Below are 17,334 nucleotides of genomic sequence, written 5' to 3'. Positions count from 1 at the left end.
ATTTATTTTGCGCAGTATTTAGAAATCCAGACTGACTCCGACATTGATGCCTTGCTGGGTCAAGTTGTCATCCCTCCTCACGTTATACGCCGCCCGCAACGCCAGGTCCTGAGTCAGCTTGTGGCTGACACCCAGGCTCAAGCGGTCAGAGTTACTGCGAGGCGTATACCCGTCCAGTTTGAAGTCGATCCCCTGCACGCTGTTGAGCGAAATGTTCACCTTCTGGGTGTCATTTTCAAACTCATGCTCGTGGGCCACTTCGCCAAAGACCTGGGTTTGCGGCGTGATGCGGTAACTGCCTTGCAGGCCGACGCCCAGGCGCTTGGAGTCGCGTTGTTGATCATCAAAGGTCAGAGCGGTGGAGCGGCTGCTTTTTTCCGAGTAGCCATTGACTTCAACCCGCGCGTAATCGGCGCTGATGAATGGCGACAGGTGCCAGTCGCTGCCCGGTGCGGCGATGTCATACCCCACGCGGCCGCTCAGGGCCCAGAGCCAGCCATCGGTGTCACCTTTCTCCGAGCCTTCGCTGACACCCAGGGCAAACTTGCGTTTGAGGCTGTCAAAGTCCAGCTTGCCGCCGGTCAATGCGGCATCGGCCCACCAGTGGTTCTGCTGATACTGAGCGAATGCCGTGCCCATATAGCTGTTGAGCTTGTAGTCCGAATCATTGGCACCGGCTTCGAGTGTCTGCCGATACAGGCCGGCGGCAACACCCACGCGCCAGCTCTCATCGAGCCGGTAGCTGCCACCGATATTCAGGTTGTAGCCGCTGCCGTCGCCACTGGCCGAGCTGCTCTGATCATCGAAATCCAGGCGTTGGCCGCCACCGGCCACTATGGCGCGCCATTGGCCGACGGCTTGCCAACTGCCGTTGTCTGCTTGCCATTGGTTGCGCAACTCGTCTTGATGCGCCCGCAATGTGCCTTGGGCCATTTCCGGCAGCAAGGTCAGTTCCCACGGCGCGGCGAGTAGCGAATAGGCGTAGTCGGCAATCAAGCGTTGCCCGGCCACGGTAGGGTGGACCGAGTCGTTGTAGATCAGCTTGGTTGGGTCCGGGTTGGTGCCGCCGATGCCATAGGTTGGGTTGGCGGTGCAACTGTTACCGCTGAAGCAGGTGCCGGTCAGGTTCTGCCCGGTGGCGAGGCCGAAGCGGGCCGGATCGGCGAAAGCCTCGTTCAACAACAGCGGGATGTTCAGCGGGATAACCTGCGCATCCACTTGTGACAGGCGCTGTACCAGGGACTGGTTGAAAATAGTGCTCAGGGCCGAGGTCGCTGCTTGCTGTGGGGTGCCGTTGATGGCCGGCGTCAGCCCCAGGTCGGGTAGCATCCATACCATGATGTAACGAGCGCCGGCTTGTTGCAGAGCCTGGGCGCTGTCCGCCAGCCTGCCACCGGCGGCGACCGCTTGAGCGGGGCTGAGGACCCGGCCTTGCAGGAAGTCGTTGCCACCACCGGAAAGGAAGTAGAGCGCGTTCGGGTCGGCTCTCCCACCATTGGCCGGCAGATAGCCCTGCCGGCTGCGCAACACAGTGCCGGCCCCGGGGTTGCCTGGGGGAATCGCAGCATCAGAGACTGAGGTAATAGAGTCGAGGATGTTGTCGGTACGGTAGCCACCCACTGCCCAGTTGTTTCCGTCTGGCAAACCCTGGGCTGCGCGGACCGGTGAGGTGGAGGCATTCAGGTCGTTGGGGGCGACGCCCAGTTTCGCGCCCAGCAGGGTCGATGAGACTAGGCCGTACTCACCCTGGAAGGTCGGCCCGGTGCGGTTGGTAAAGCGCAATGTGGCGCCGGCCGAACCGTCGGGGAACTGGCCTGCATCCGCCAGGCTGTCGCCGAAAACCACCATGGTTGAATAAGGTGACGGGGCTGCGAACGCCTGGGCGCAGGCCAATGACAGGAGGCAGCCGGCAAGGGGCGCGAAAAACGCTGGTCTGAGCATGCAAGATTCCATTGGGTTGTTTTTATGTCGGAAGTGAAACACTAGCAAAATTTCTGGCATTTTCTGTAGGGAAATCCGGAATCTGCCTACGTTGCATCCCCGTATTTGCGGCTCCATATTGCACCGCTGGCGAGCCTACGTTACTGTGCCTGAACGTATGAATGAGACCCTCCCCGTGTTGATCATCAGCAAACTCTTGATGCGAGTAGTCAAGGCACACGCCCGTTGGCGTTGGCGCGCCTGACATTTTTCTCTGCCGGCCTGGCCGGACCTGTACCGATTTGCCTTCTTCACCCGTTGTCTGACGCCCCTTGCCAACTCACCCTGGCAACCGGAACGTGCGTCTGGCAGCGGGTCACACGCTTGGAAGGCGGTCATTTGAAATCAGTGAATTCAAGAGGTTTGAACCCACATGTTGCTGATGATTGATAACTACGACTCCTTTACCTACAACGTTGTGCAGTACCTGGGCGAGCTGGGTGCCGAGGTCAAGGTGGTGCGCAACGATGAACTCAGCGTTGCCGAAATCGCCGCGTTGAACCCCGAGCGCATCGTCGTCTCACCTGGCCCGTGCACGCCCACCGAGGCGGGCATCTCTCTGGAAGCTATCCAGTACTTCGCCGGCAAACTGCCGATCCTGGGCGTCTGCCTGGGGCACCAGTCGATCGGCCAGGCGTTTGGCGGTGATGTGGTGCGCGCGCGCGAGGTTATGCACGGCAAGACCAGCCCGGTGTTCCATCGCGACCTGGGTGTGTTCCATGGCCTGAACCTGCCGGTGACCGTGACCCGTTACCACTCACTGGTGGTCAAGCGTGAAACCTTGCCCGAATGCCTGGAGCTGACCGCCTGGACCCAATTGGAAGACGGCTCGGTCGACGAGATCATGGGCCTGCGCCACAAGACACTGAACATCGAAGGGGTGCAATTTCACCCTGAATCAATCCTGACCGAGCAGGGCTACGAGCTGTTCGCCAACTTTCTCAAGCAGAGCGGCGGCACGCGCTAAGGACTTTTCATGGATATCAAGACTGCCCTGAGCCGTATCGTCGGCCATCTGGACCTGAGCACCGCGGAAATGAGCGATGTGATGCGCGAGATCATGACCGGTCAATGCACCGATGCTCAGATCGGCGCTTTTATGATGGCGATGCGCATGAAGAGCGAAAGCATCGACGAAATCGTCGGTGCGGTGTCGGTGATGCGTGAGCTGGCGGACAAGGTCGAACTCAAGACCCTCGACGGCGTGGTCGATGTGGTGGGTACTGGCGGTGACGGTGCGAATATTTTCAACGTGTCGACCGCCTCATCCTTCGTGGTGGCCGCCGCTGGTTGCACCGTCGCCAAGCACGGTAACCGGGCAGTGTCTGGCAAGAGCGGCAGTGCCGACTTGCTGGAAGCGGCCGGTATTTACCTGAACCTCACGCCGGTGCAAGTAGCGCGCTGCATTGACAGCGTTGGCATTGGCTTCATGTTTGCCCAGTCCCATCACGGCGCGATGAAGCACGCTGCCGGCCCGCGCAAGGACCTTGGCCTGCGTACCCTGTTCAACATGCTCGGCCCGCTTACGAATCCGGCCGGTGTGAAGCACCAAGTGGTGGGTGTGTTCAGCCAGGCGCTGTGCCGGCCGTTGGCCGAAGTCTTGCAGCGCTTGGGCAGCAAGCATGTGCTGGTGGTGCATTCCAAGGATGGCCTCGACGAATTCAGCCTGGCGGCGCCGACCTTTGTGGCGGAGCTCAAGAACGACGAGGTCACCGAATATTGGGTCGAGCCCGAAGACCTGGGTATGAAAAGCCAGAGCCTGCACGGCCTGGCGGTGGAAAGCCCGGCGGCTTCGTTGGAGCTGATTCGTGATGCCCTGGGGCGTCGCAAGACCGAAAACGGTCAGAAAGCTGCGGAAATGATTGTGCTCAATGCTGGCGCAGCCCTTTATGCCGCCGACCATGCCTATAGTCTCAAGGAAGGTGTTGCCTTGGCCCACGATGCGCTGCACACCGGCCTGGCTCGTGAGAAGCTCGAAGAGCTGGGAGCATTCACCGCCGTATTCAAGATGGAGAATGAAGGATGAGTGTGCCAACCGTTCTGGAAAAGATCCTGGCCCGCAAGGCTGAAGAAGTGGCCGAGCGCCGCGCCCGTGTGAGCCTGGCCGAGTTGGAAGCGCAGGCGAAAAGCGCCGAGGCGCCACGCGGCTTTGCCAATGCCTTGATCGCTCAGGCCAAGCTCAAGCAGCCGGCCGTGATCGCCGAGGTCAAAAAGGCTTCGCCGAGCAAAGGGGTGATTCGCGAACACTTTGTACCTGCTGAAATCGCCGCCAGTTATGAGAAGGGTGGGGCGACCTGCCTGTCTGTGCTGACCGATATTGACTACTTCCAGGGTTCCGACCTGTTCCTGCAACAGGCGCGCGCTGCGTGCAAGTTGCCGGTGATCCGCAAGGATTTCATGGTTGACCCGTACCAGATCGTTGAAGCGCGTGCCCTGGGCGCTGACTGTGTGCTGCTGATCGTTTCCGCGCTGGATGACGTGAAGATGGCCGAGCTGGCGGCCGTGGCCAAAAGCGTCGGCCTGGATGTGTTGGTTGAAGTGCACAACGGCGACGAGCTGGAGCGCGCATTGAAGACCCTCGATACTCCGCTGGTGGGCGTCAACAACCGTAACCTGCATACCTTCGACGTCAGTCTGGAAACCACCCTCGACCTGCTGCCGCGTATCCCTCGCGATCGTCTGGTGATTACCGAAAGTGGCATCGTCAACCGCGCCGATGTGGAGTTGATGGAAATCAGCGGCGTGTACTCGTTCCTGGTAGGCGAGACCTTTATGCGCGCCGAGAACCCGGGGGCGGAGTTGCAGCGTTTGTTCTTCCCGGAGCGCGGTACGACGATCAGCGGTTCGACGTTGGATTGATTTGAAATACGCTCGAAACTGTGGGAGCTGGCTTGCCTGCGATAGCGGCGGGTCAGCCAATCTCTGTGTAGCTGACACACCGCTATCGCAGGCAAGCCAGCTCCCACATTAGGTTTTGTGTTTATTCAGGTAGGTGTTCGATGCTCCAGCCCGTGATCATGACTGTCGAAGCAGGCCTTGCAGCCGAGCAAGACCTATTGGCAGCCGTTTGCGCGGGGGAGCAAGAGTTCGGATTGCTGTTCTGGCAGCCCAGTGACCAAGCGCTGGTCATGCCGCGCCGTTTGAGCCGGTTGCCGGCATTCGAGGCGGCGAGCCAGGTCTCGGCCGATGCGGGTTGGCCGGTATTGCTGCGTGAAACCGGCGGTGAGCCGGTGCCGCAGTCCGGCGCCACGGTCAATATCGCCCTGGTCTATGCCCCGCCGCGCAGTGAAGGCGACCAGGGGCGTATCGAAACCGGCTATCGGCGCTTGTGCCAACCGATCTGTGATCTGTTGATCGAGTTGGGCGGCGATGCGTCCGTCGGCGAAATTGACGGTGCCTTTTGCGACGGCCGTTACAACGTCAACCTCAATGGCCGCAAAATGGTGGGCACTGCCCAGCGTTGGCGGCAAAGCGGTGGCCGCCCGGTCGGGTTGGTGCATGGGGCGATGTTGCTGGAAAATGATCGTGAGGAATTGATTGCGGCGGTCAACCGCTTCAATCAAGCCTGCGGCTTGGAGCAGCGGGTTCGCGCCGATAGCCATATCGCACTGCACGAAGCGTTTCCCGCACCGGATGCGATCAGTCGGCTCGACATCTTGTACCGGCAGATGCTGGCTGGCTTCCTGCCGGTTTAACGGGTACCGAACACCACCATCGTCTTGCCTTTGACGTGCACCAGGTTGCGTTCTTCCAAGTCCTTGAGCACGCGGCCGACCATTTCCCGCGAACACCCGACAATACGTCCGATCTCCTGGCGCGTGACTTTGATCTGCATGCCGTCGGGATGGGTCATGGCATCGGGTTGCTTGCATAGCTCCAGCAGGCAGCGAGCGACGCGACCGGTGACATCAAAGAACGCCAGATCGCCGACTTTGCGCGTGGTGTCACGCAGGCGCTGGGCGATCTGTCCGCTCAGGGCATACAAGATATCCGGATCATGCTGGGCCAGTTCGCGAAATTTCGAATAGCTGATCTCGGCCACTTCGCATTCAACTTTGGTCCTTACCCAAGCGCTGCGTTCCTGCTCTTTGCCTGCTTGTTCAAACAGGCCCAGCTCCCCGAAGAAATCCCCGGTGTTGAGGTAGGCAATGATCATCTCACGGCCATCTTCATCCTCGATCAGGATGGTGACCGAGCCCTTGATAATGAAGAACAGGGTTTCTGAACGCTCGCCGGCGCAGATGATGTTGTGCTTGGCCGGATGACGCCGGCGCTGGCAATGCAACAGCAGCTTGTCGAGGTTTTTGATCTTGGGTGTGGGAGTAAGAGCAACCATGGTTGTATCCCGAAAAGACTGCGCGGTGTAGTTGGCGTTGTTTTTATCCAGCGGCATCTCATTGATAGACGCTGTACAAGTCATGGCAATGCGCCATTCATTTGGCGCCAGCTTACCAGACACCTTCTGTCACGATTAGCCAATTTACCGGGCAAACGCTGTCATTTATCGAATTTATGCAGGGCGCTGCTGTTTCAAAGCCCTGTGCTAAGCTGGCGACCCTTTTTTAGCAGTGGAGTCTGGGCGATGAAGGCACGCATCCAATGGGCGGGCGAAGCCATGTTCCTCGGTGAGTCGGGCAGCGGCCACGTGGTGGTCATGGACGGTCCGCCGGAAGCCGGCGGGCGTAACCTGGGTGTACGCCCGATGGAAATGTTGCTGCTGGGTGTGGGCGGTTGCAGCAATTTTGACGTGGTCAGCATCTTGAAGAAGTCGCGCCAGGCCGTGGAAAGCTGTGAAGCCTTCCTGGAAGCCGAACGCGCCACTGAAGACCCCAAGGTTTTTACCAAGATCCATATGCATTTCGTGGTCAAGGGCCGGGCGCTGAAAGAAGCCCAGGTCAAGCGTGCCATCGAGCTGTCGGCCGAGAAGTACTGCTCAGCATCGATCATGCTGGGGGCGGCGGGCGTGGTCATTACCCACGACTACGAAATCATCGAGCTGGGTTGATTGCAGCAGGCAAAAGAAAGGGCGCTTCGGGCGCCCTTTTTTTCGGTTCAGATTCGATAGGTGCTTTTGGTCATGACCTTGGCCAACAGGCTCATGCCGAACCGTACCGGGGCTGGAAAGCGGAAGCCTCCCGCGTCCAGCGCGCTTTCTGCATGGTGTTCTTCGTCGATGCGCATCTGCTCAAGAATGGCCCGGGACTTTTCGTCTTCGGCCGGCAGTTGCTCCAGGTGTTCATCCAGGTGCTTGCACACCTGATGTTCTGTCGCGGCCACAAACCCCAGGCTGACTTTGTCGCTGATCAGCCCGGCAGCCGCGCCGATACCAAACGACAAGCCATAAAACAGTGGGTTGAGCACGCTGGGATGGCTGCCCAACTGGCGGATGCGTTGTTCGCACCAGGCTAGGTGGTCGATCTCTTCCTCGGCCGCATGCTCCATCGCCGTGCGTACCTGCGGCAATTTGGCGGTCAGCGCCTGGCCCTGGTACAACGCCTGGGCACAGACTTCACCGGTATGGTTGATGCGCATCAGGCCAGCGACGTGTCGAGTGTCGGTCTCGCTTAGCTGTACATCTGGCTGCACGATGGCGGGCGATGGACGGTAGGGCTGGCCGCTGAACGGCAGCAGGGTGCGCATGGCCATGTCGGCTTGCAGCAACAGACGGTCAATCGGCGAGTAGTGACGTTGGGTAGTCATGCTGACCTCCGGGAAGAATCTCGGCGGCCAGTTTACCGCAAGAGAGCGTCCAGCGTTTGTGCTGAGTCAATTTGCCCCTGTGCACTCAGCCCGGCGGCCAGTTCATCTGGCGCTGACCCAGCACGTGCATATGAATGTGGTAAACGGTTTGCCCGCCGTCTTCATTGCAGTTCATCACCACGCGAAAGCCTTTTTCGCAGCCTTGTTCCACGGCCAGGCGCTGGGCGGTGAACAGGATATGGCCGGCCAGCGCCTTATCGTCTTCGGTCAAGTCGTTGAGGGTACGAATGGGCTTTTTCGGGATAACCAGGAAATGCACTGGCGCCTGCGGGGCGATATCGTGAAAAGCCAGGACTTGGTCATCTTCATAGATGATCTTCGCCGGTATTTCTCTGTTGATGATCTTGGTGAACAGAGTATCCACAGCCGTTTCTCCATCGTGAAAGTTAGGTGAGTGTACCCAGGCCGTCAGCGTGGGCAATAGGCCTTGTTGATGGCGCCGGCAATTTTGCGGGTCAGCCAGCGCGGGCTCAGGCGTGGGCTGAACGTCAGCCAACGGTTGCGGCGCCCGGGAATGATGATGGCTTTGTTCTTTTCCAGTGCGCGTACGGTGTAGAGCGCGACTTCTTCCGGGCTCATCAGTTGCTGGCTGCGGTCGAGTTTCGCCGTATCCATCTGTGCAGTGCCGAAGAATGCGGTGCGCGTAGGGCCGGGGCACAGCACTGACACCTTGATGCCGCAGGTCTTCAATTCTTCGCGCAACCCTTCGGAGAAGTGCAGCACGTAGGCTTTGCTGGCGTAGTAGCTGCTCATCCACGGCCCGGGCTGGAAGGCGGCGACGGAAGCAACGTTGAGGATTTGCCCACCGCCATGCAGGGCCATGGCATTGCCGAGTGCGTGGCACATGCGGGTCAGGGCCAGGATGTTGACTTCGATGAGGTCCTGCTCGGTCATCCAGTCCTGGGCCAGGAACGGCCCGCTGGTGCCGATGCCGGCGCAGTTGACCAGCAGGTCGATCTGCCGCTCACCCTCTTCGAGTTCCAGCAAAAAGCCGGACAAACGCAGCGGTTCGCCCAGGTCACAGGCACGAAACAGCACCTCTACGCCGAAGCGTTGGGTCAATTCCAATGCAATGCTTTCCAACTGATCACGCTGGCGGGCCACCAGAATCAAGCTGCGGCCGCGCCGTGCCAAGGCTTCGGCCAATGCCAGGCCGATGCCGCTGGAGGCGCCGGTGATCAGAGCGTAACGGGTCATGCCTTTCTCCATCGCAACGCCGCCGGCCCATGACAGTGCGTCACAGGCGGCGGGCGTTTCTTCACTGTTCTGGAGAGTCTACAGGTTCGGCTGCATCGTCAGCACTTTGCGCTGCGGCTTCATCAACGATAACGCTTTGATCGGCGTCTGCATCGGAGGTGATGGAGCTGCTTTCGTAGCTGCTGTCCATGTTGGCTTCAAGCTGGTCCAGGTAGCCGTTCATGCCCAGGGTAACAACGATGATGAGCATCAAAGGAATGAACGCCAGCCACAGCGAGGCCAGGATTTTCACCGCAGTAGAGTTGCGCGGTGGTGGCGCGCCGTATTGGTTGGCGCCCGTGTTGCCCGGCAATACCAGCAACAGCAGAGGGAACACACTGTTCACCAGCGGAACCAGGTTGAGCAGGTACAGCCAGCCAGACCAGCCCAGGTCATGCAGGCGCTGCACGCCGATTTGCACGCTCACCACTACCAGTGCCACAAACAGCGCGAAACCCAGCAGTGAGCCAATAATGATGGCGATGGTTGGCGAGGCTGTCGCCACCGCGAAGCCCACCGTACTGATGATGCCCGCTGCCACCAGCATCGCGACGGTCAGCGCCAGCGTCCAGGCCAGGTAGCGCAGGCGCCCGATGCGCCCGTGGATGGTGAACACCTTTAGAGTGGCGAACTCCGGCAGGTCGTCGCCAACGGCAGCGCGTGGCGGTGCATAAGGTGACGCGGCGGCGCGGTCAGCGGTTGACGAGCCTGTTTCGTGGGTTTCTGCCAGGCTGAATGCCACGGGTTGTTCGACTTCGATGCGTGCGTCCACCCCGGCATTGTGCAGTGCCGTGAGGTAGGTTTCAGCGTCGGAGTGGGACAGGTCGCGTTTGAGCGCGACGGGGCGGCCGGTGAAGAGCTTTTCGATCGCTTCAACATCGCTTTTGAATAACTCGGCGAGGTTCAGCTTAGCGGTGGTGCTTTCGACACCTGGGCGCAAGGCTCCGTCAAACACAATCTTGAAACGGCTGTCGCTCATGCGGGCATCCTTGTCACTTAATCAGGGAGAGTATGCAGGCCTGTCCAGTTGGCAGGCCCGGCAATGTGTCAGCGTGGCCAGCGCAGTTGCGCGGCGTGCTCGCGTGCTTTGCGGTATTCGGCATCCAGGCGCGCTATGAGCTCATCCACAGTGGGTACATCATTGATCTCACCGACGCCTTGGCCAGCAGACCATACAGTTTTCCACGCTTTGGCCTCATCGCTCAATGGCTTGAGCTTGGAACCGAAGTTGACTTCACCTTTGCCTTGAAGCGCAGCAAGGTCAAAACCGGCATTTTCCAGGCTCTGGCGCATGAAGCTTGCAGGTACGCCGGAGACTGCTGGAGTGTGCACGATGTCGGCGGCGCGCGATGTGAGCAGCATCTCTTTATACGCATCCGGTGCCTGGCTTTCGGTGGTGCCGATAAAGCGCGTGCCGAAATAAGCGAGGTCTGCCCCCAGCACCTGGGCGGCAAGAATTTCGTGCCCATGGTTAAGGCAGCCCGCCAGCAGTAGCGTTTTGTCGAAGAACTGGCGAATTTCGGCAATCAGTGAAAAGGGGCTCCAGGTGCCAGCGTGGCCACCTGCGCCAGCGGCTACGGCAATGAGGCCGTCGACGCCCGCTTCAGCGGCTTTCTCGGCATGGCGTCGGGTAGTGACGTCATGAAATACCAGGCCGCCGTAGCTGTGAACGGCATCTACCAATTCCTTTACCGCACCGAGGCTGGTGATGACGATGGGCACCTTGTGCTCGACGCAAATCGCCAGGTCGGCCTCCAGCCGTGGATTGCTGTTATGCACGATCAGGTTCACGGCATAGGGCGCAGGGTTGTCCAACTGCGTCAAGCCCGCTTCGATTTCTTCCAGCCAGGCCTTGAAGCTACTGCTTTCGCGTTGGTTGAGCGCCGGGAAACTGCCAACTACCCCGTTGCGGCAGCAGGCCAGGACCAGTTGCGGATTGGAGATCAGAAACATCGGCGCGGCCACCACGGGCAGGCGCAGACGTTGTTCCAGCAGAGCGGGCAGCGACATTGGAGGTTCCCCGAGTAATTGAAGTTAGAACGGTTTGACCACGACCAAAATTACGATAGCCAGCAATATCAGAACCGGGACTTCATTGAACCAGCGATAAAAGACATGGCTGCGGGTGTTTTCGCCACGGGCGAAGCGCTTTACCTGTGCGCCGCACATGTGATGGTAGCCAATCAGCAGGACGACCAGGGTCAGCTTGGCGTGGATCCAGGCGCCCGACTGGAAAATGCCGGGGTTGAGGGCCAGCATCCAGATGCCGAAGACCAGTGTGGCAACCATCGCCGGGCCCATGATGCCCCGGTACAACTTGCGCTCCATGATGCTGAAACGTTCCTTGCTGACGGTGTCTTCGCTTTGGGCGTGGTAGACGAACAGGCGCGGCAGGTAGAACAGCCCGGCAAACCAGCAAACGATGCTGACGATGTGGAAGGCTTTGACCCATAGATAGAGCATTTTAGTTATTCCCAGGTTCACGGTAGCGAAGATAGTAGTGGCTCATGCGCCCGTACGTCACGTTGACGGTTGTCGCAGGACGATACGGCCCCTATTATCGACGGCTTTCCAGTGGGTTCGTTGAGGGCAGGTTTATGGTCAAGGTCGGTATCGTCGGCGGCACGGGTTACACCGGTGTCGAATTGCTGCGTCTGTTGGCTCAGCATCCGCAAGCTGAGGTGGTGGTTATCACTTCCCGATCCGAAGCCGGGCTGGCCGTGGCCGATATGTACCCCAACTTGCGAGGCCACTATGACGGCCTGGCGTTCAGTGTGCCGGACACCAAGACCCTGGGTGCCTGCGACGTGGTGTTCTTCGCCACGCCTCACGGTGTCGCCCATGCTCTGGCCGGTGAGTTGCTGGCGGCCGGTACGAAGGTTATCGACTTGTCGGCAGACTTCCGTCTGCAAGACGCCGATGAGTGGGCCAAATGGTACGGCCAGCCCCATGGTGCGCCGCAACTGTTGGAAGAGGCGGTTTACGGCTTGCCGGAGGTCAACCGCGAGCAAATCAAGCAAGCACGCCTGATTGCGGTGCCGGGTTGCTATCCGACAGCCACGCAATTGGGTTTCCTGCCATTGCTGGAAGCGGGCTTGGCGGATGTGTCGCGCCTGATCGCCGACTGCAAGTCGGGCGTCAGTGGTGCTGGCCGTGGTGCGGCGGTAGGTTCTCTGTACTCCGAAACGTCGGAAAGCATGAAAGCCTATGCGGTAAAAGGTCATCGGCACTTGCCGGAAATCCGCCAGGGCTTGCGTCGCGCTGCCGGCCAGGATGTGGGGCTGACCTTCGTGCCGCACCTGACGCCGATGATCCGTGGGATCCACTCCACGCTGTATGCGACCGTCACCGATCGCTCGGTAGACCTGCAGGCGCTGTTTGAAAAACGTTATGCCAATGAGCCGTTCGTCGAAGTGATGCCGGCCGGCAGCCATCCGGAAACGCGCAGCGTGCGTGGTGCCAATGTGTGCCGTATTGCGGTGCATCGTCCGCAGGATGGCGACCTGGTGGTGGTGTTGTCGGTGATCGACAACTTGGTCAAGGGCGCGTCGGGCCAGGCGGTGCAGAACATGAACATCCTGTTCGGCCTGGACGAGAAGTTGGGCCTGTCCCACGCGGGGATGTTGCCTTAACGCGGGCTTACCGTTGCGCGAAAGGCCCGTTGATCGGGCCTTTTGCATTTTTAATGGTCGCTGGGCAGATTGATATACCGTAACAATAGTTGACCGCTTTTCTAGGAGAAGCGGATAATACCGGCCATTACGCATATGGCGGCGCTACGCCGGGAGATTATCAGCATGAGCGTTGAATCCTTCACCCCCACGGCTTTGCAATTCACCCACGGTGCTGCGCACAAGGTGAAGAGCCTGGTCGATGAAGAGGGTAATGATCGCTTGAAGCTGCGCGTATTCGTTACGGGCGGCGGTTGTTCAGGGTTTCAGTACGGTTTTACCTTCGATGAAGATGTGGCCGATGACGACACTATCGTTGAGCGCGAGGGTGTGAGCCTGGTCGTGGATCCGATGAGCTTCCAATACCTGGCGGGTGCCGAGGTGGATTATCAGGAAGGTCTGGAAGGCTCGCGTTTCGTGATCAAGAACCCTAATGCCACCACGACGTGTGGTTGCGGGTCTTCGTTCTCGATCTGATCGATAGCAGATACAAAAACGCCGCTTGGCTTTTACGGGCCAAGCGGCGTTTTGCTGTCTGGGGGTCAGGCGGGGTAGATCGCGCCAAGCACTCGAAGCCCACGTGCGCCAGTGACGCTGGGGCGATTGGCGGCAATGCCTTCAAGGCAGCAATGGGCCAGCCAGGCGAAGGCCATTGCCTCTACCCAGTCAGGATCTACGCCGTAGGCCGCTGTAGTGCTGACATGGGTGGAAGGCAGCAGCGCGGTCAGCCGGCTCATCAGTGCCCCGTTATGGGCGCCGCCGCCACAGATCAGCAAGGTTGTTGTGTCAGTCTGGGCGCTTTGCAGGGACTCGACGATGGTCAGGGCCGTCAGCTCCAGCAGGGTGGCCTGCACGTCTTGGGGTTCAAAGGCGGGCAAGCGGCCAAGGTGCTGCTGCAGCCAGGCCAGGTTGAACACCTCTCGGCCCGTGCTTTTCGGGCCCTTGGTCAAGAAAAACGGATCGCTGAGCAACGTGGTGAGCAACTGGGGCTGTACCTTTCCGCTGGCCGCCCATTGCCCGTCCCGATCAAAGTGTTCGCCGCGCTGCAGGTGAATCCAGGCATCGAGCAGCACGTTCCCTGGGCCGCAGTCGAAACCGGCGACAGGCTTGCCCGTCTCGATCAGGCTGAGGTTGCTGAACCCGCCGATATTCAATACCGCGCGATTGCCCCTCTGCTCGCCGAACAAGGCTTCATGAAAGGCAGGAACCAAAGGAGCGCCTTGGCCGCCGGCAGCGACATCGCGGCTGCGGAAATCGCTGACGACGGTGATGCCTGTGAGTTCGGTGAGGAGGGCAGGGTTGCCGACTTGAACAGTAAAACCTCGGGCGGGTTCATGGCGAATCGTCTGGCCATGGCTGCCAATCGCCCGAATGTCCTGAGGCTTGAGGTTCTGTTGATCCAGCAAGGCGTGGATGCCTTGAGCCGCAAGCGTTACCCACTGCTGCTGGGCAATTGCCGAGCGGGCGATTTCATCCGGGCCACTGGCGCATAGGCTCAGCAGTTCTGTGCGCAAGGCGTCAGGCATTGGGATATAGCGGGTGGCGATCAGATTGATCGCCGCGCCTTGTTCGATTAGGGCGATATCCAGGCCGTCGAGGCTGGTCCCGGACATCACGCCGATATAGAGCGGCATACCTTAACGCTTCGCCGAAGCCAGCAAGGTGGAGCGCTCTTGATCCATCCGTGCCATCAGCGGCTGGCTCTGTTGCATGAAGCGCGCGCGTTCGGCCTTGGCAATCGGGTCGGCCATCGGCAGCTTCTGGCCCAATGGGTCGACGTGTACGCCGTTGACCTGGAACTCGTAGTGCAAGTGCGGGCCGGTGGAGAGGCCGGTGGTACCGATGTAGCCGATCACTTGGCCCTGTTTCACGTTGCCGCCTGTCTTGACGCCCTTGGCGAACCCTTGCATGTGGCCGTACAGCGTGCGGTAAGTGTTGCCGTGCTGGATGATCACCGTATTGCCGTAACCACCACGGCGCCCCGCCAACAAGACCTTGCCGTCGCCCGCCGCTTTGATTGGCGTGCCACGCGGCGCGGCATAGTCGACGCCCTTGTGTGCGCGAATTTTGTTCAGAATTGGATGCTTGCGGCCCATGGAGAAACGCGAGCTAATACGGGCAAAGTCAACGGGTGTACGGATGAAGGCCTTACGCATGCTGTTGCCATCAGCCGTGTAGTAGCTGCTGTTGCCTTGTTTGTTGGTGTAGCGCACGGCGGTGTAGGTTTTGCCACGGTTTGTGAAGCGTGCAGAAAGAATGTTGCCAGTGCCGACCACTTTTCCGTTGGCTACTTTCTGTTCGTAGATCACGTCGAATTCGTCGCCTTGACGGATGTCCTGGGCGAAGTCGATGTCGTAGCCAAATACGCTGGCCATGTCCATGGTCATGCTATGCGACAGGCCCGCACGCGCGGCCGACTGCGACAGGGAGCTGTTGATCACGCCATGTACGTAGGCGGAACGCATGACGGGTTTGGTGGTGATTCTGTTGAATGCGAAGCCTTTGGCGCCTTTGCTCAGGCTGATGCTTTCCAAGTCACTGATGCTGGTGTGCAGGTTGTTCAACTGGCCGTCTGGCGTCAGCTCAAATTCAAGCTTTTGACCACGTTTGAGCTGAGTGAATTGCTTGGCTTGCTTATCGCTGGCGAGCACGTCATTTACAGCGGCGGCAGGCAACCCAACTTTTTCGAACAGGGTCGAGAGTGTGTCGCCTTTGCCCACGATGACTTCGCGATGCTGGGGACTCTTGGCTGCTGCAGGTGCTTCCTGGGCGGCTTGCTGGGTGTCTTCGGGTGTGCTTTCGATCTGGGCGAAAGGTGATTCAGTTGCAGTGTTTGTGGCTTGTTGAGCGTCGGAAGCGTCTTGATCTTGTGTCAGTTGTTCAACTGGGCTTTCCAGATCAAGGCTCAGGGATGTTCGTTTGGCTTCAACGTCACTGGAAGGGAATACCAGCAGTGCCAGGCTGAGAAGGGCGGCGATACCACTTGCGGCGAGCAGGTGGGTCTTCGGGTAAAGCGGCGGCGCTTTAGACGGTTCAGTGGTCATAAGTAATTTTGACTTTGAAGATGAAATGGAAAAGATGAATGACATGATGAAGATGAAATAACTGTATAAAATATAACCAAATCATCTGTGGCGCAAGCTCGCGAACGCTGGGCTTGCTGAACGGTGTCCGTGCGCAGGGCAAAACTTGTAATTAGTCCCTGATCTTGTATGGTTGGTTCCCTTTTGAATCTGAGCCTTGCGGGTCTGTTATGAAGTCGGTTGAAGAGCAGCTAGCGCTGATAAAACGTGGTGCGGAAGAACTGTTGGTCGAGTCCGAGCTGATCGAAAAACTCAAGCGTGGCCAACCCCTGCGTATCAAGGCTGGCTTTGATCCGACTGCGCCGGATCTGCACCTGGGTCATACCGTGCTTATTAATAAGCTGCGTCAGTTCCAGGAGCTGGGCCATCAGGTCATCTTCCTTATAGGTGACTTCACTGGGATGATCGGTGATCCAAGCGGCAAGAGCGCTACGCGCCCGCCGCTGACTCGCGAACAGGTGCTCGATAATGCCGAGACCTATAAGACCCAGGTATTCAAGATCCTTGATCCAGCCAAGACCGAGGTGGCGTTCAACTCCACCTGGATGGACAAAATGGGGCCGGCAGATTTCATTCGCCTGACTTCCCAGTACACCGTGGCGCGCATGCTTGAGCGCGACGACTTCGACAAGCGCTACTCGACCAATCAGCCAATCGCCATCCATGAGTTCCTTTATCCGCTGGTTCAGGGGTACGACTCGGTGGCGCTGCGTGCGGACGTTGAGTTGGGCGGCACCGATCAGAAGTTCAACCTGTTGATGGGGCGTGAATTGCAGCGCGCCTATGGTCAGGAGGCTCAGTGCATTCTGACCATGCCATTGTTGGAAGGCTTGGATGGCGTCAAGAAGATGTCCAAGTCCTTGGGTAACTATGTCGGTATCCAGGAAGCACCGGGTGTGATGTACGGCAAGCTGGTGTCTATTCCGGATGCACTGATGTGGCGCTACTTCGAGTTGTTGAGCTTCCGCTCGATGGACGAAATCAATGCGCTGCGTGCGGATGTCGAGGCGGGCGCTAATCCTCGGGATGTGAAGATTAAGCTGGCTGAAGAAATCGTTGCGCGCTTCCATGGTGAGGAGGCTGCGGCCAGCGCTCACCGTGCGGCAGGTAATCGCATGAAAGATGGCGAGCTGCCCGATGATCTGCCGGAGATTGAGCTGACTGCTGCCGAGGCTATGCCGATTGCGGCTGTGCTTAATAAGGCTGGCCTGGTGAAGAATTCGGCGGTAGCGCGTGATCTCTTGGGTTCGGGCGGTGTGCGTATAGATGGTGAGGTGGTTGATCGCACCTTTATATATGAGCTGGGCGCCACTCACGTTTGCCAGGCGGGTAAGAAGGCATTTGCGCGTATTACGCTCAAATCCGAATAAGTCTGAAATAGGTGTTGACGGCGAATTATATCTGTCTATAATTCGCCCCACTTCCGGCGCAGTCGAAACGGAAAACTCCTTGGTAAACAATGAGTTATGCAGTTTTCGACAGCAAGTTGCTTCAGTTCATCGAAGCCAAAAGGAAGTTGAAAAAGAGGTGTTGACAGCAGCGTGTAACGCTGTAGAATTCGCCTCCCGCTTACGAGAGATCGAAAGCGCAAGTGGTTGAAGTTG

The 17,334-nt window shown here is 58.9% G+C and carries 18 protein-coding genes; 8 read left to right on the top strand and 10 right to left on the bottom strand.

Going from position 1 to position 17,334, the window contains the following annotated elements; all coding sequences use genetic code 11:
• Positions 1–18: 18 nt before the first annotated feature.
• The gene (gene estP / locus E1K68_RS25030; protein WP_212614778.1) at positions 19–1,941 is read right to left on the bottom strand and encodes an esterase EstP; all 1,923 of its coding nucleotides are present in this window, start codon (positions 1,939–1,941) and stop codon (positions 19–21) included.
• Between the two features lie 412 nt (positions 1,942–2,353).
• Between estP and E1K68_RS25025 the strand changes: the two genes are divergently transcribed.
• From E1K68_RS25025 to E1K68_RS25010, 4 genes are all read left to right on the top strand, one after another.
• Complete coding sequence (locus E1K68_RS25025) at positions 2,354–2,947, top strand: aminodeoxychorismate/anthranilate synthase component II (RefSeq protein WP_003194696.1); 594 nt, start codon at positions 2,354–2,356, stop codon at positions 2,945–2,947.
• Positions 2,948–2,956: 9 nt separating this feature from the next.
• A complete protein-coding gene (gene trpD, locus E1K68_RS25020; RefSeq protein WP_003194694.1) occupies positions 2,957–4,006 on the top strand; it encodes an anthranilate phosphoribosyltransferase in 1,050 nt (349 codons plus the stop codon).
• The gene (gene trpC, locus E1K68_RS25015; protein ID WP_034133891.1) at positions 4,003–4,839 is read left to right on the top strand and encodes an indole-3-glycerol phosphate synthase TrpC; all 837 of its coding nucleotides are present in this window, start codon (positions 4,003–4,005) and stop codon (positions 4,837–4,839) included. Before trpD ends, trpC begins: the two co-directional genes overlap by 4 nt.
• A gap of 140 nt (positions 4,840–4,979) precedes the next feature.
• Positions 4,980–5,675, top strand: coding sequence for a lipoate--protein ligase family protein (locus tag E1K68_RS25010; protein WP_003194690.1), 696 nt, complete (start codon positions 4,980–4,982; stop codon positions 5,673–5,675).
• Here E1K68_RS25010 and crp read toward each other — a convergent pair.
• Positions 5,672–6,316 carry a cAMP-activated global transcriptional regulator CRP gene (gene crp / locus E1K68_RS25005; RefSeq protein ID WP_003194688.1) on the bottom strand — a complete coding sequence of 215 codons (645 nt, stop codon included), beginning with the start codon at positions 6,314–6,316 and terminating at the stop codon, positions 5,672–5,674. The two genes, E1K68_RS25010 and crp, sit on opposite strands and share 4 nt — an antisense overlap.
• A gap of 246 nt (positions 6,317–6,562) precedes the next feature.
• On the opposite strand from crp, the gene E1K68_RS25000 reads away from it, so the two are divergent.
• Positions 6,563–6,985, top strand: a complete 423-nt coding sequence (locus E1K68_RS25000) for an OsmC family protein (protein ID WP_003194686.1) — start codon at positions 6,563–6,565, stop codon at positions 6,983–6,985.
• A gap of 47 nt (positions 6,986–7,032) precedes the next feature.
• On the opposite strand, the gene coq7 is transcribed toward E1K68_RS25000, so the two are convergent.
• The 6 genes from coq7 to hemJ all read right to left on the bottom strand — a co-directional run bounded on the left by coq7 (position 7,033) and on the right by hemJ (position 11,439).
• A complete protein-coding gene (gene coq7 / locus E1K68_RS24995; protein ID WP_003194684.1) occupies positions 7,033–7,680 on the bottom strand; it encodes a 2-polyprenyl-3-methyl-6-methoxy-1,4-benzoquinone monooxygenase in 648 nt (215 codons plus the stop codon).
• An 85-nt stretch (positions 7,681–7,765) separates the two neighbouring features.
• Positions 7,766–8,104 carry a histidine triad nucleotide-binding protein gene (locus E1K68_RS24990; RefSeq protein ID WP_003194682.1) on the bottom strand — a complete coding sequence of 113 codons (339 nt, stop codon included), beginning with the start codon at positions 8,102–8,104 and terminating at the stop codon, positions 7,766–7,768.
• 44 nt (positions 8,105–8,148) lie between these two features.
• Entirely contained in the window at positions 8,149–8,937 is a 789-nt protein-coding gene (locus tag E1K68_RS24985; protein ID WP_003194680.1) for an SDR family oxidoreductase, read from the bottom strand.
• A 61-nt stretch (positions 8,938–8,998) separates the two neighbouring features.
• Positions 8,999–9,955 carry a DUF805 domain-containing protein gene (locus tag E1K68_RS24980; RefSeq protein ID WP_212614777.1) on the bottom strand — a complete coding sequence of 319 codons (957 nt, stop codon included), beginning with the start codon at positions 9,953–9,955 and terminating at the stop codon, positions 8,999–9,001.
• 68 nt (positions 9,956–10,023) lie between these two features.
• The gene (locus tag E1K68_RS24975) at positions 10,024–10,986 is read right to left on the bottom strand and encodes a nitronate monooxygenase family protein (RefSeq protein ID WP_212614776.1); all 963 of its coding nucleotides are present in this window, start codon (positions 10,984–10,986) and stop codon (positions 10,024–10,026) included.
• Positions 10,987–11,010: 24 nt separating this feature from the next.
• Positions 11,011–11,439 carry a protoporphyrinogen oxidase HemJ gene (gene hemJ / locus E1K68_RS24970; RefSeq protein ID WP_003194674.1) on the bottom strand — a complete coding sequence of 143 codons (429 nt, stop codon included), beginning with the start codon at positions 11,437–11,439 and terminating at the stop codon, positions 11,011–11,013.
• 134 nt (positions 11,440–11,573) lie between these two features.
• Between hemJ and argC the strand changes: the two genes are divergently transcribed.
• Positions 11,574–12,608: an N-acetyl-gamma-glutamyl-phosphate reductase gene (gene argC, locus E1K68_RS24965; protein WP_212614775.1), complete on the top strand. Its 1,035-nt coding sequence runs from the start codon at positions 11,574–11,576 to the stop codon at positions 12,606–12,608.
• A gap of 165 nt (positions 12,609–12,773) precedes the next feature.
• On the top strand, positions 12,774–13,124 hold the full coding sequence (gene erpA, locus E1K68_RS24960; protein ID WP_003176443.1) for an iron-sulfur cluster insertion protein ErpA: 351 nt from the start codon (positions 12,774–12,776) through the stop codon (positions 13,122–13,124).
• A 65-nt stretch (positions 13,125–13,189) separates the two neighbouring features.
• Here erpA and E1K68_RS24955 read toward each other — a convergent pair whose 3' ends face one another.
• Together E1K68_RS24955 and E1K68_RS24950 are read right to left on the bottom strand one after the other, a co-directional pair.
• On the bottom strand, positions 13,190–14,281 hold the full coding sequence (locus tag E1K68_RS24955; protein WP_212614774.1) for an anhydro-N-acetylmuramic acid kinase: 1,092 nt from the start codon (positions 14,279–14,281) through the stop codon (positions 13,190–13,192).
• A 3-nt stretch (positions 14,282–14,284) separates the two neighbouring features.
• The gene (locus E1K68_RS24950) at positions 14,285–15,691 is read right to left on the bottom strand and encodes a peptidoglycan DD-metalloendopeptidase family protein (RefSeq protein WP_034133885.1); all 1,407 of its coding nucleotides are present in this window, start codon (positions 15,689–15,691) and stop codon (positions 14,285–14,287) included.
• 209 nt (positions 15,692–15,900) lie between these two features.
• On the opposite strand from E1K68_RS24950, the gene tyrS reads away from it, so the two are divergent.
• The gene (gene tyrS, locus E1K68_RS24945) at positions 15,901–17,100 is read left to right on the top strand and encodes a tyrosine--tRNA ligase (protein ID WP_003194666.1); all 1,200 of its coding nucleotides are present in this window, start codon (positions 15,901–15,903) and stop codon (positions 17,098–17,100) included.
• Positions 17,101–17,334: the final 234 nt, after the last annotated feature.

The organism is Pseudomonas sp. B2021, assembly GCF_018135665.1.
GTDB lineage: Bacteria > Pseudomonadota > Gammaproteobacteria > Pseudomonadales > Pseudomonadaceae > Aquipseudomonas > Aquipseudomonas lactis.
The sequence above is the reverse complement of the archived record's forward strand: the minus strand, read 5'-3'. Positions and strand labels throughout refer to the sequence as shown.